Origin of the sequence: Thalassospira profundimaris, assembly GCF_003326755.1 — a bacterium.
GTDB lineage: Bacteria > Pseudomonadota > Alphaproteobacteria > Rhodospirillales > Thalassospiraceae > Thalassospira > Thalassospira profundimaris_B.
The window spans coordinates 43725-56421 of record NZ_JPWH01000013.1; the positions used below are offsets into that span (position 1 = coordinate 43725).

Sequence of the window (12697 nt, forward strand, 5' to 3'; positions counted from 1 at the left end):
AGCATTCACGCCTACCCGCGTTCTTCAATCGCGCGCAAGGCCGACATGCCACGGCGGCGCAACAGGTCGGCATCTTCGGGGCCATCGATAATTTCCAGCAAACGTACAATCGCCATCAAATGGCTTTGGGCGTTCTCATATTCCGCCATACCCAGCTTTGCCATGCTGTCCACCCCGGCGCGCCCGACCTGGTTCAATTTCTTCTTGATCTCGACCACCGCCTTGGTAGCCGAGCTTTGGGCGGCCAGAATGTGGGCAATGCTTGCCATCTCGGCGATGGCTTCGGCGGCCTGTTCGGCGCCCAGCACCCTGTCACCGTCAAAGGGCACGGCAAACAGGGGCGGCACAACGGCACCGCGCCCCATCGGCGCCTTTGGCGGTTGCGGCAGGGCTTCGGTCACGCGTTCGGGGCTGGCGCCAAACATGGTATTGGCAATCGCCTGGCTGACGCGACGACGGGTACCCAACAACCGTTCACCCCACGGGCCATCCTTGCGAATGTTCAATTCGCGGGTTATCCGCACAAATTCCGAGGCATACCAGCGCGCCAACTGCAAAATCTGGTGTTCGTCATTGCCCTGGCGAATGCCATCCTCGATCTTGGTGACAATTTCGGCCAGCATATCGATCACCATATCCCCGGCACTGGCAAGGTTGGTACTGCCCAGTGAACGATCATCGGCCTTGCTTGACAGCACGCGAATCACCTTGAAAAGCTCGCTGGGGCGCAGGAGCCGGGCCAGAACAGCAGACATGAAATCTGTCTCGTAACCCGGTTTCTCGTGTGAAACCTCCAGAAACTTCTCGCGCAGCCATACCAGGTCGGAATTGCTTAAACTGCGGATCGGGGCGGAGGGAAAACGCAAACGCATTTCCGTCACCGGCTCTGCCACCCGCAAGATGCGGGCCACGGCCGCAAACGGTTTCATATGCACGCGCGATCCCAAATGCGTTGCCAGGGCACGTTCCTGTTTTACACCCTGTTCGGAAACGGCAAGTTGCTGTTCTATGCAGGTTGCGGCCTCGGCCCACAAGATGCGTTCGGCCCGGTAAATATTCTCGCGATGATTAATTTCGGCAGCCGCTTCAAGGTCTTTGCAGGCCTTGTGAAAATCACCCGAGGCACTTTCGCACACCACCTTCCAGATCGGCACCAAAGAGGGCCTGCCAATGCGAATGCTGGTTTCCGATGGCATGTCCGATTGCAGCAAATCCTCAAACGGGGTGCAAAACTGCCGCATGGGGGTGGGGTACCGCTCCGGCTTTAACGATGCCAGCCGGGGGCGCAAAATCTGCAATATCTGGTCATGGGGCAGCGGCAGACGCGGCGCGTTACGGTCGCTTTCAATCGCCCGGGTAAATTTTGTGATTTCGGCGGTACTTAAGGAATCAAAAAGCTGCTCAAGCTGATTGATCGACGGTCCCGCTCCCCCGGCAGTGGTCATTGCCCCCCCTCCCGGAAACGCTCCAGACGCGTCACCATTTCGGAATCCATATCCCCCGATCCCAGTTTACGCACTTCTGCCGCCCACATGACCTGATTAACCCGGATATCGGTCCAGAAAGAATATTCCTCCGGCTCCAGTTCATTGATCGGAATGATCGGCAGAAAACTCGCCAGTTCCTCAAGCGCATCGCGCTGATCTGTCCGCGAATTCTGTCGGGCAGTCTGCCAACGGGCAATCAGCTCTTCCCAGCCGTCCAGCAACCACCACAAACGGTCTATGCTGCTTTCAATTTCCCTTTGCGCTTTGGGCCAGTTCAGCAAAACCGACCCCATGTCATTGCTCCAGCGGTCAATGATCCGCAGCCAGCGCACCGCATGGTCATAGGTCGCCCCGGCCCCGTTCACCACATGATTGGCCATAAAGCGCATATTCGACATTTCCGAGGTGGACCATTCCTCAAGCTCGTTGGACAGTTTGCGCAAACCACTGACCAAATCCCGCAATGGCCCGGCACATCCATCTGCCGACAAACCGACAGGCCCGGTCAAAACACTCCATTCTTCCAGGCTGTCAATGACCGACTCATTTGCCGCCCCGGCATTGCGGGCAAAGGCGTTCAGGGCGGCGCGGGCGCGCTTCTGCCCCTCAAGTGTTGCGAGATCGGCCATTTTCATGTCCTGAACCTCGTCACCGCCCAGCTTGCGCAGGGCCTGATAAACCAAAGTCAATTGCCCGGTATCGCGGCTGGCTTTTTCCTGCGCATCAAGGCGTATCGCCTCGCGCGCCAGCTTGACACCCCCCACACCGGTGCGGGCGATATTACGCGAAATGCGGCGTAAAATTTCGGGATTGGGCCTTGAAACCGGTGCCAGTTCCTCAAACAGCATCCTGTCATGCACCGACAGGTGAAAAATCTGGCGCATGGTTTCAAGCGGCATTTCATAGGTGCCAAGCCCGCCTGACAGGCCCGGCAGATTGATCACCAGCTTGTTGTAAGAGTCTCGCACCACCCGCGCAAATCTAAGCGGGCGCGTTGTAAAAGGTGTTCTGACCCCACGCGCTTCAAATGTCTTTGGCAAAGATGATAACGGGTCCGGCTTCCCCGAAAGACTCCCGGACGCCCCGCTCTGGCCCTGCTGGCCCCGTTGCAGATTTTGTTGTCTCTTCATTCTGCCTGTCGATCAGTCCGCTTCAACCGAAGCGCCCCTCGTAAGTATAATCCATCCTGTAAAGAAGATTACACCCGTTCACCTTATAAACATATTTCATAAAAGCGCACATTGCGACAACCCTAATGCTGCGGAAAAACGGCCAAATGTTAAATCTTTTGCAAAAGTGACATCACAGGCATCCGCCCCATATCGCCCTCGCGTCAAAATCCCCAAAAACTGCAATTTTTGGCTCATTTCCGGCACAAAAATCCCGTCAAAATAGCACCACCTCCTCCTGCTGCTGCCGAGATAGAATCTCACTGGCTTGATTCTTATATTGCGATGTACTCACCAACAAAAAAGACCCGAACAAACCTTTTGGGTTTGCCCGGGTCTTTTTCTTCTAGTCTGACAGGCAGATGCAAACGGATATCTGTCCTGCGAACAGTCACATAATACAGTCACATAATCATGTGGATGCAGGCAGGGAAACATGCCCAACATCATAAACCTGCCCCGTTTCCGCAATCACCGGCACGTCGGCAGCACGCCGCCACAGACAAACCTGCACCTGCTGCCATGTCCCGGGATCAAAGGCCGAAACCACCGCCAGCGCCCCCGCCTTCATCGCGGCTTTTGCATGGTCTATGGCCGCGTCCCGGTGGCTGGCAAGGTCACGATAGGGGGCAATTCCCCCAATAATCCGCGTGGCATATTTGGGCTTTCCAATATCTGTGGTCACTCCGTGATGCCACACCTGCCATACCTTCACCGATGGCCGACCAAAATCACGGACAAGGGTCGCAAAGCCCGGACTGGAAAGGAAACTGTCAATGCCTTCGGCGTCATCCCACAGATAAAATGGCGCATAAAGATTTTCAGAACTGGCAAAATCCGCACCCTGCTGGCGTGCAGACAACCAGGCCTTGAAACGCAAGCGCGGAAAACCGTCAAGCAACGGCCCTTTATCGCGAATACGCCGATCAATGATGGTCATGTCGTAATCGGCTGGCAGGGTAAAGCTGTATTGCATGGCAATCATGTCAAAATGCCTCCGGCGTAACGGGTTCAAACCAATCAACAGCTTTGCCGTCTTTAACGGGTTGTATGCTGAGATATTCAAAGGAACTTTCGGGGGCGGCCCCATGCCAGTGACGTTCATCTGGCGCAAACCACACCGCATCCCCCGCATATAGCGCCACAGCTTCATCCCCCATGCGCTGCGCATGCCCGGTGCCATTCAGCACAAATAACAATTGCCCGCGCGGATGGCTGTGCCAATGGGTGATAATGCCGGGCGGCATATGGGCACGCATCGCGGTCATCTCGCCTTCGCTGCAACTTGATAACAGCATTTGCACATCAAACGTGCCATTTGAAACACCTGCCGGGGCAGGCGAAATACCTTCGCCAGCACGAAAAACACGCGTGGTTTGCGGGCAAGCTGGCAGCATGTCAAAAACTGACCCCATCACCCGCGCCCGCCAAATGTCGAGGCCATAACACCGTCTGAAAAGGACCAGTCATCAAAGGTCGCATTCACAATCGAAACCATCACATCCTCGGGCCGGACACCGGGGAATACCGCCAGATTATCCACCAGCCTTTGATAAAAGGCCGCCTTGGTTTCACGCGAACGGGCCATCCCCGTGGTGATGTGAAAGAAAATATAATCGTCTGATCGTGGTCCACCGCAATAATGACGATCAAAAATCAGCTCTCCGGGCTGGTGCTGATGGATCGCGACAAAGCGGTCATTCTCGGGAACCTCGAAACACTCAACCAGCGCGCGGTCAAGGCTGTCGCGAACAGCGCCAAGATATTCTGGCGACTTGCCGGCAAGCAGGGAAATACGGGTGAAAGGCATCTGTCGTTCCTCCAAACGCAATTGACAGATGCAGTATGAAAGCACAGGATTATCCTGAAAATCGCATAATTCAGGATCAAATTTCCTGTTTTTCAGGATTACTATTCATGCGCCTGACCAACCTTGACCTTGCTGCCTTGCGCAGTTTTGTTACCGGCATTGATGCCGGGTCCTTCATGCAGGCAGCCGACCGGCTGGGGCGTTCCACATCGGCGGTCAGTGCCCAGCTCAAAAAGCTGGAAGACCAAACCGGAAGTGCGCTTGTGCGCCGGGCCGGGCGCGGCCTTGCCCTTACTGATCAGGGCGAATTGCTGCTTTCCTATGCCAGGCGCCTGCTAAGCCTGAATGATGAAGCCATCAGCGCCCTGCAAAGCCCGGAACTGGAAGGCTGGGTCCGTTTGGGGATTCAGGAAGATTTTGGCGAAACCGTTTTGGCACAGGTGCTGGGCCAGTTTGCCCGCGCCCATCCCCGTGTCCGCGTTGAAGGGCGCATTGGCCGCAACAGCGAATTGCGCGAAAAACTTGCATCGGGCCATCTTGACCTGGCACTTGCCTGGGACGACGGCACAGCAAAAGACGACGACATTATAGCATCCCTGCCGCTATGCTGGCTCGGCCCGGCGGAGGAAGGCCCCATTCCCCTTTGGCAACCGGGCGCGAATGCCGATCAAAGCGAACCCTTACCCCTTGCCGTACTTGAAGCCCCCTGCATGCTGCGCACAATCGCCTGCACCCACCTTGACCAGCACGGCATCCCCTGGCGGATCGCCTTTGTCAGCCCCAGTCTGGGTGGCATGTGGGCAGCAACGGCGGCGGGCCTTGGCATTTCGCTGCGTACACCCTTCGGCCATCCGGCCAGCCTGCGCGTGCTCGACCCTGCAAGCTACGGCCTGCCCGCCATGCCATCCCTTGGCCTCGCCCTGCTGCGCGCCCCCAAACCCGACAATCAAATCAGCAACCACCTCGCCGCCATCATCCGCCAGGCTTTGCAGGATACGCTGCCAGCAGCTTGGACGATGTCCCAACTAAAATTTACCCCGAGACAGGTATGATCAATCAGTCAGACTGCCCAAAGCCAAGGTTAAAAGATCGCCTTGGCAAAAACAATCCGCGCATTCGGTCTTTTATTTTTCTATCGCTGCTTTAATAAAAACAGAAACAGGTAAAAAATCACATTATGAATGGTCAATCAGGCCATCGCATATCTTTCATGTTACGCACAAGCCTCCCAAAATCAGCAGCAACAATACGCTGCCAAATAGCATGAACGTTGTCGTCCGCACGCTGTTGCGCCGCAGAAAAGTCCGATAGAGACCCCGTGCGCACATTCCATCCCGCACCACTCGACGCCACATAATCGATCACTTCTACCCATCGCCCAGGCCTGTCTTCACGAACATTTAAAAGTGCAGCCGGCCGTCGCGTGATCTCCTGTTTTTCCTGTCCAGGAAAACGCACAAACATCTCATCGCCAATCACAAGAAGGTATTCCCGGCCGCCGAAAATAAACTGCCTGATAACAGCAAAAATTGATCTGTAACCGTCAGGATGCTCCGCCTCGCTGTAAAAAATATTCCAATCACCAAAAGGCAGCTTAGCATGTGAAACACCAGCACCACACGCCTTGCGAAACAGTACATCCCCATAATCCGCACCGGACGCAGCAAAAGCCATGCGGCCCGGATTATGCTGACAATAAGTTGCAACCCCGGATAGCACATCAAACAGGTTGGCCTCGAACCCCTTGAACGTCAATCCGTTGCGAGCATGGGCGTCCATCGGCCTGTAAAACAGACAGGTAACGGCCAAAACCGCCATGATGAATTTTCCAGCACCAAACATCACCAATTCCTTGTTTAAGCAGAAAAAAACAAATCACTATAGCCAGAATAGCAAAATCTGGAATCAGAGACACAAAATGTCCAGCACCATCAAAAGCCTTCTAGCCAAACGTACCCCTCCCCTTCAAACCCGGTCCGCCCCCAAGAAGACCTTCAATCCCGCCACAAAGTTGCACGGCTTACAACGCCAGCAGCAAAGTCAGCCAAAGAGTGAGGTGGGACAACCTATTTGCCTGCATGTGAAGCAATCACAAAGGGTAAAATTTGGGTAGTCCGGATAGATTATTTTTCAAATAGACACGGAGCGGCAAACAGCAAGCAACCTTCCCTTATATCCCCCCTATCGACTATCGAGACAAAGAAGATGAAGGTCGCGCGACAGCAGCCCCTGTAAATCTCGTTTCGTGTCTGCCCCCTTTGGGGGCCTTACAAGCGTCTGCATACTTGATGCCTCCGTCAGCTATACCATTCCTTGGCACAAGCCCTACTGCGCCCCCCCCAAAAAAAAATCCTACAATCAAATCAACCGCCCCCCTGCGGCCATAGTCCGCCAAGCTTTGCTGGTTATGTTACCAGAGGCGTGAACGACGCAATAGCGACCACAGTTCGCAACAACCTTTGAATTGCGAAGAGCAGAACAACTGAAAATAAGACAAGGGAGAGAATTGGTGCGCCCGACAGGATTCGAACCTGTGGCCCCCAGATTAGGAATCTGGTGCTCTATCCTGCTGAGCTACGGGCGCACAACCGTGCGAAGGGTGATTTGACTTAGCAGGTTCAACCGCGCGGATCAATTATTCGATAGGGGCAGGATGCGTTTTCACCCTGGCCCCATTCCCGGTCCATAATCCGTCGCAGGTCAGATAACCTGCCAGCCCCTTCATAACAGGCAAATATCCGGGCCAGGCACAATTTGTAGCGCGGCCCGGATAACAGATTTAGTTAAAAATCGATCCCACCGGGATCGTATAGGTCAGCGACAGCACTTCGGCACCGGGGTTTTCATCGCCCAGATTGGCGTTGGAAATATGGGCAAAGCCCAGCCCGACGCGCGACTGGTTATCGAAACGATAGGCCAGTTCAATGCCGGAGCGGAACTCGATCCAATGCCCCAGATCTTCGCCGTCGCCATCGTGGAACGCGCCAACCGACGTATAAAGCGAGGTCGCGAAATGATCGCCCCACAGAATATCGGCCATCACGCCGCCATATCCATGCACGGCCTTATCCGATGTCACCATCACACCCGCGATCGGACGCAGGAAATCCAGCAGGGCGTGATTATCCCGGTAATCAAGGCGAAACTCGGTCGCTTCGTCATCTTCACCGACATTGAAAATCCCGGTTGAAAAGCCGATCTGGGCCGAATCATTGCTGCTATTGGTAAATTCCTGTGCCTGGCAACTGCCAGCCACAACAAATGCTGCCATCCCCGCCAGCACTCCCCAAAACTTCACGCGCATTAACCATCCCTCATTATATGACACGTCGTTAGTATCGATCTTAGCAAAACATCGGTTACTGGCAATCTTCTAAATGAAAAACAGCAGGTTATTGCGCAAGCTTTGCAGCAAAAAGGTCAGTGGCACGCACCAGTTCGCGGGCAATGCCCGGTTCGCTGGAGGCATGGCCAGCATCATCAACAATCACCATTTCCGCCTCGGGCCAGGCGCGGGCAAGGTCAAAGGCGCTTACGGGCGGGCAGACCAGGTCATACCGCCCCTGAATGATGGTTGCAGGCAAATGCCGAATTTTGTGCAAATCCTCCAGCAACTGGTTGTCGCGGAAGAACCCCAGATTGACGAAATAATGATGTTCCAGCCGCGCCAGTGCCAAAGCCACACCATCGCCTTCAAAACCTTCGACAAAGCTTTCATCGGGCAAAAGCGTGCAGCAGCGCGCTTCATAACCGCTCCAGGCGCGGGCGGCCTGGCTTGCGGCATCGGCACCATATTTACCGGCAAAATAATCGCCATAAACATCCAGCAAAGCCTGCGCACCGGGGTTTTCCGCAAGGCCAACAGCAGCAAGAAACTGTTCCTGCGCATCGGGGAGAAAATTGCCCATCCCCGTCATGAACCAGTCAATTTCCAACGGACGGCACAAAAATATCCCGCGCAAAACAAATCCCAGGGCGCGCTCCGGGCAGGCCTGCCCATAGGCCAGCGCCAGCGTTGACCCCCAGGATCCGCCAAAGACCAGCCATTTTTCTACATTCCGTTCCATCCGCAGAGCTTCAATATCGCCAATCAAAGCCTGGGTGGTATTGTTTTCCAGCGAACCAAACGGCCGCGACCGCCCGGCCCCACGCTGATCAAACAAAATAACGCGATATTTTTCCGGGTTGAAATACCGCCGGTGCGCCGGTGAAATTCCGGCACCTGGCCCGCCATGCAGGAAAATAACAGCAACACCCTCCGGGTTTCCCACTTCTTCCCAGTAAATCTGATGTCCGTCCGGCCGATCCAGCCAGCCTGATATGTGCGGTTCAATTTCCGGATACAACATGAAAATCCTTTAAAATATTCACTGTTTCAAATCGGTTCACGCCCGGATCCTATCGCGCCCGGGCCGTGATCGTCTATTGCTTTGCCACACATAAAGACACGAGATTAAGCGGCGCGATATAGGGCCCGCCGCGATTTTCAATCATGCCACGCACCAAAATCCGTTGTCCGACCCATCCGGCCAAACCAAAACCGGAGGCCGCAATCGCAGCCATCTGGTCCTGATCCAGCGCAATGGTGAAATCTTTGCGCCAGTCCTTGCCGAAGTTCAAATAGGCCCGGTATTTCTGAATCTCGACAGAGCGCAATCGCCCCTCAACCACGGCAAAGGACCCAATGCCATCCGCCGCGAACGGAGCTTCCCCCCTGGGGTCATTGCCCTTTAAGGCCACAAAATAGAAGTGCGCGGGCGTCACGTTCTCTGCTTGTCCGCGGCGATATTGCCCTTCCCGCCGCCATATGCCGCGTTGTGCCAGGCGGGCATTTTCCTCCGTCACCACCAGCGCCGTGATCACCGCCTGCCGCGACACTGTTTTACGCTCCGCCTGCTGCCTCAAATGCGAAGGGGGCAAAGAGGGCAAAGGCTGCGCCATGTGCGTTTCGTTATCTGACCTGTCATCGGTATAAAACCCGACAGGCTGATCCGCATCCATCCCCGGTGCAACCATCGCCATACCCTGCCAAACCAAATGCTGCTGCAACACGCTGCCATCCCGCAACATAAAATAGGCGGGCTGGCGCGGATCACGCCCAAGAGCATCCGCATCATCCACCCCCATGCGGCCCCGTCCGTCCATCGGCCCCATTGGCAGGGGAATCACACGGACAATGTCCCGGTAATGCTGGCGCAAATAGGCCAGTGCCGCCGTCTCCTGCCCTGGCACAATCGCAATATCGGCCAGCCGGAAGGCCGCAGACCACACACCATCAGAAAATATTTCCCGTTCGGAACGGGCACGAAGCGTTATGTGCAGGGCATCAATATCCGAGGGCGGGGCCATATCCTCCACAGCATAATCAGGCAGCATATCCGCCTGTTGCGCCGGGCCGATACCACATCGCCAGTCGGTATGTTGTGCATTAAGTGATTTTTCCGTCCCAACGGCAGAACTTTCCAGCCCAGGGGGCGTTTTGCCCCTATCAGGGGAAGGAAGCGTTCCGGGAACGGTATCGGCCCAGGCAAAAACCGGCACCGTCCAGGCGGAAACGGCAAGCAGCAGCCCTCGTTGCAACTGCACGCGACACCATCGGCAGGACACATAACTGACGACTGCGAACCACAAGGATGGCATATGGCGAGCGGCTTTCCTTCTGCAGGATTGATCCCGACGGCAAGTCAGGATACGAAATTAACATCGGTACGGCAAAACCCGGCAACGCAGCACCGACAACAATAAAACCGGCAACGGGTGCCTGGCAAACAAGCAGGCCTCAACGCCACAACCGGCCCAAAAAGCGGAGGTCAGGATAGTGACAGGTTGGTACCATACGCGCAAAGCACGAATCGTATCTTTGGTGTTCGCCATAGGATTAATGAGCGGGCTTGCCGCCTGCTCGACCAATCCGGCAACGGGCGAGGATACCTTTACCGCCTTTATGCCTCCCTCGCAGGAAGCGGAAGTCGGGGCCGAAGAACACCCGAAAATCCTCCAGCAGTTTGGCGGCAGCTATGATGCCAAGGACCTGCCCGGGTATGTTACCGCTGTCGGGCAGAAACTGGCCGCTGTAACCGAAACGCCAAACCAGAAATTCACCTTTACGGTGCTGGATTCGCCCATCGTCAATGCCTTTGCCCTGCCTGGGGGCTATGTTTATGTCACCCGCGGCCTGCTGGCGCTGGCCTCGAACGAGGCGGAACTGGCCGGTGTGCTGGCCCATGAAATCGGCCATGTTGTTGCCCGCCATTCCGCCCAGCGGTACAGCCGGGGGGTGTTGACGCAAATTCTGGCCGGGGGGCTTTCGGCCGCCATTGGCAATGGCGCGGGGGATGTGATTGGCTTGGGGGCCAATGCCTATATGCAGTCCTTCTCGCGCGAACATGAATTTGAAGCCGACAAGCTGGGCGTGCGCTATCTGTCTCGCGCGGGATATGACCCGGCGGCAATGGCAAGTTTCCTGAAAAAACTGCGCGCACATTCGCGCCTCCAGGCCGAACTGGCCGGTCGTTCGCCCGATGAAGTTGATCAGTTTGACATTATGGCAACCCACCCCCGCACGGTGGAACGCATCGAACAGGCCCGCGCAGCCGCCAACACCCCGGTTTCCGGCGCACCTCGCCTGGAAACGGTAAAATACATGACCGAAATTGACGGCATCATGTATGGCGATGGTCCGGAAAACGGCTTTATTCGCGGGCGCAAATTTGTCCATGTGCCGCTGGATTTTTATTTTGAAGTCCCCGAAGGCTTTTCCATGATCAACCAGCCCGATGCCGTTGTCGCACGGGACACCAAGGGAGCAACCATCATTTTTGAAGGCGCCCCCGAGGCGGCCCAAATGGGCCCGGTTGCCTATTTGCAGCGCGGATTTTCCAAATCGATCCCGTTGCGCGACATTCAGAAAATTGATGTCAATGGTCAGCAGGCCGCCACCGGGTCTGCCGATGTGTCGCTGAAATCGGGCACGCGGGCACGATTGCGCGTGGTTGCCATTTTGCATGGCAAATCAGCGTTCCAGTTCCTGTTCCTCGCCCCGCTCAACCAGGCGGATGCCTATAATCTGCCGCTGCGCCGCACCACCTATAGCTTCCGGTCGCTCAGCGCATCCGAGAAGAAGCAATATCACGCCCTGTCGATCAAGGTGCGCGCTGTTAATCCCGGCTACACGGTGAATACTTTCGTCAAATCGATGGCCGTTGACCGCCGCCCCGAAGAAACCTTTGACGTCATCAACGGCCTGGAAGCAGGCCAGCTTCCCCCCGAAGGCTCGCTGGTCAAAGTGATCACGGATTAACGCCTTTGGCACCAAAGAGAAAACAAAAATCCCCTGCCGGTATTTCGCGCCGGCAGGGGATTTTTAGATGACAACAGATAAAAAACCGGTCTTGTGAGACCGGATAAATCAGCTTTCAATCCGGTCCACAATCTGTCCGTTCGGGCCAATGGCCGCGGCCACCAGCGTACCGCCCCGCCCGGCCCCGGCATCCAGCGACAGGGTATATTCACGTTCCGAAATACCGGAATGGCTGTTCGATGACCCACGGATGATACGCGCACAGTCATAATATCGTTCGGTAATGGCCTCAAACATCGACCCGCCCCACCAGAAGGTATCGGTCTGGGCTGTCAGCGCGCGCGAAGAATCAAGCCCGGCATGGACAAAAATAAGCGATCCGTCACTGACATAGGCTGCATGTTTCAGATCGGCCATCAGGGCACCATGCCCCGGATGACGCCGCAAGGCATCGCTAAGCTGGCCGGTCCATTGCGAAATCAAATGCGCCCCCTGGCGCATCGTGGCCTGCACCGTCGCCGGGTCAAATCCATAAGCCCGCACAATGCCCGCCGCACCGCGCGTCAGCATCCATTCAAACACTTCACCGGGATTGGGGGCAAACTGCAATTGCTGCATTTTGGTCAGCATTTCTTCAGCCGCACCGCGCAAAAACACGATATCGGCCATATCCACGCCGTCCTGGGCGATAAAAAAGCGACGGAACAGCAAAATTTCGTTAATCGCGGCGATCACATTATCGCCGGGGCCATCGCCCCAGTAATTGCCGGTATAAACCAGCCTGTCACCGGGGCGTATTTTACGCACAAGCCGGGCATGGACCGACTGCAAAGCCGCAACATCGCCATTTACAGCCCCGACAACCCATATACGGTCCGCAGGTTTCAAAGATGCCAGAACCGCCGCTGCTTGCGCCATGATATGCTCCTGA

General features: G+C 55.8%; 12 protein-coding genes and 1 tRNA gene. 2 read left to right on the forward strand and 11 right to left on the reverse strand.

Annotated features, from left to right (window positions below; all coding sequences use genetic code 11):
• Window positions 1-11: 11 nt before the first annotated feature.
• The 5 genes from TH25_RS15400 to TH25_RS15420 all read right to left on the reverse strand — a co-directional run bounded on the left by TH25_RS15400 (window position 12) and on the right by TH25_RS15420 (window position 4466).
• Complete coding sequence (locus TH25_RS15400) at window positions 12-1445, reverse strand: hypothetical protein (RefSeq protein WP_114089252.1); 1434 nt, start codon at window positions 1443-1445, stop codon at window positions 12-14.
• Window positions 1442-2458 (reverse strand): hypothetical protein, encoded by a 1017-nt coding sequence (locus tag TH25_RS15405; RefSeq protein WP_258549178.1) that lies wholly within the window; start codon window positions 2456-2458, stop codon window positions 1442-1444. The genes TH25_RS15400 and TH25_RS15405 overlap by 4 nt, the downstream gene beginning before the upstream one ends.
• A 610-nt stretch (window positions 2459-3068) precedes the next feature.
• Window positions 3069-3641: a DUF4865 family protein gene (locus TH25_RS15410; RefSeq protein WP_114089254.1), complete on the reverse strand. Its 573-nt coding sequence runs from the start codon at window positions 3639-3641 to the stop codon at window positions 3069-3071.
• 1 nt (window position 3642) lies between these two features.
• Entirely contained in the window at window positions 3643-4071 is a 429-nt protein-coding gene (locus TH25_RS15415; protein ID WP_114089255.1) for a cupin domain-containing protein, read from the reverse strand.
• Window positions 4071-4466, reverse strand: coding sequence for a tautomerase family protein (locus TH25_RS15420; RefSeq protein WP_114089256.1), 396 nt, complete (start codon window positions 4464-4466; stop codon window positions 4071-4073). The genes TH25_RS15415 and TH25_RS15420 overlap by 1 nt, the downstream gene beginning before the upstream one ends.
• A gap of 107 nt (window positions 4467-4573) precedes the next feature.
• Between TH25_RS15420 and TH25_RS15425 the strand changes: the two genes are divergently transcribed.
• Entirely contained in the window at window positions 4574-5518 is a 945-nt protein-coding gene (locus TH25_RS15425) for a LysR substrate-binding domain-containing protein (protein WP_114089257.1), read from the forward strand.
• Window positions 5519-5651: 133 nt separating this feature from the next.
• On the opposite strand, the gene TH25_RS15430 is transcribed toward TH25_RS15425, so the two are convergent.
• The 5 genes from TH25_RS15430 to TH25_RS15450 all read right to left on the reverse strand — a co-directional run bounded on the left by TH25_RS15430 (window position 5652) and on the right by TH25_RS15450 (window position 10052).
• Entirely contained in the window at window positions 5652-6308 is a 657-nt protein-coding gene (locus TH25_RS15430; protein WP_114089258.1) for a hypothetical protein, read from the reverse strand.
• Between the two features lie 665 nt (window positions 6309-6973).
• A tRNA-Arg gene (locus TH25_RS15435) sits at window positions 6974-7050 on the reverse strand.
• 195 nt (window positions 7051-7245) lie between these two features.
• Window positions 7246-7737 carry an acyloxyacyl hydrolase gene (locus tag TH25_RS15440; protein WP_258549179.1) on the reverse strand — a complete coding sequence of 164 codons (492 nt, stop codon included), beginning with the start codon at window positions 7735-7737 and terminating at the stop codon, window positions 7246-7248.
• 121 nt (window positions 7738-7858) lie between these two features.
• Window positions 7859-8815, reverse strand: coding sequence for a prolyl aminopeptidase (gene pip / locus TH25_RS15445; protein ID WP_114089260.1), 957 nt, complete (start codon window positions 8813-8815; stop codon window positions 7859-7861).
• Between the two features lie 73 nt (window positions 8816-8888).
• Window positions 8889-10052: a hypothetical protein gene (locus TH25_RS15450; RefSeq protein ID WP_147253031.1), complete on the reverse strand. Its 1164-nt coding sequence runs from the start codon at window positions 10050-10052 to the stop codon at window positions 8889-8891.
• Window positions 10053-10347: 295 nt separating this feature from the next.
• Here TH25_RS15450 and TH25_RS15455 point away from each other — a divergent pair, with 295 nt between their 5' ends.
• Window positions 10348-11766 (forward strand): M48 family metalloprotease, encoded by a 1419-nt coding sequence (locus TH25_RS15455; RefSeq protein ID WP_114089262.1) that lies wholly within the window; start codon window positions 10348-10350, stop codon window positions 11764-11766.
• Window positions 11767-11874: 108 nt separating this feature from the next.
• On the opposite strand, the gene TH25_RS15460 is transcribed toward TH25_RS15455, so the two are convergent.
• A complete protein-coding gene (locus TH25_RS15460; RefSeq protein ID WP_114089263.1) occupies window positions 11875-12684 on the reverse strand; it encodes a hypothetical protein in 810 nt (269 codons plus the stop codon).
• Window positions 12685-12697: the final 13 nt, after the last annotated feature.

What these genes read in the sequence shown, in the direction of transcription:
- TH25_RS15400 (WP_114089252.1), bottom strand. Translation starts at nt 1,445, where the DNA reads ATGACCACTGCCGGGGGAGCGGGACCGTCGATCAATCAGCTTGAGCAG.
- TH25_RS15410 (WP_114089254.1), bottom strand. Translation starts at nt 3,641, where the DNA reads ATGATTGCCATGCAATACAGCTTTACCCTGCCAGCCGATTACGACATG.
- TH25_RS15415 (WP_114089255.1), bottom strand. Translation starts at nt 4,071, where the DNA reads ATGGGGTCAGTTTTTGACATGCTGCCAGCTTGCCCGCAAACCACGCGT.
- TH25_RS15420 (WP_114089256.1), bottom strand. Translation starts at nt 4,466, where the DNA reads ATGCCTTTCACCCGTATTTCCCTGCTTGCCGGCAAGTCGCCAGAATAT.
- TH25_RS15425 (WP_114089257.1), top strand. Translation starts at nt 4,574, where the DNA reads ATGCGCCTGACCAACCTTGACCTTGCTGCCTTGCGCAGTTTTGTTACC.
- TH25_RS15430 (WP_114089258.1), bottom strand. Translation starts at nt 6,308, where the DNA reads ATGTTTGGTGCTGGAAAATTCATCATGGCGGTTTTGGCCGTTACCTGT.
- TH25_RS15440 (WP_258549179.1), bottom strand. Translation starts at nt 7,737, where the DNA reads ATGGCAGCATTTGTTGTGGCTGGCAGTTGCCAGGCACAGGAATTTACC.
- pip (WP_114089260.1), bottom strand. Translation starts at nt 8,815, where the DNA reads ATGTTGTATCCGGAAATTGAACCGCACATATCAGGCTGGCTGGATCGG.
- TH25_RS15455 (WP_114089262.1), top strand. Translation starts at nt 10,348, where the DNA reads ATGAGCGGGCTTGCCGCCTGCTCGACCAATCCGGCAACGGGCGAGGAT.
- TH25_RS15460 (WP_114089263.1), bottom strand. Translation starts at nt 12,684, where the DNA reads ATGGCGCAAGCAGCGGCGGTTCTGGCATCTTTGAAACCTGCGGACCGT.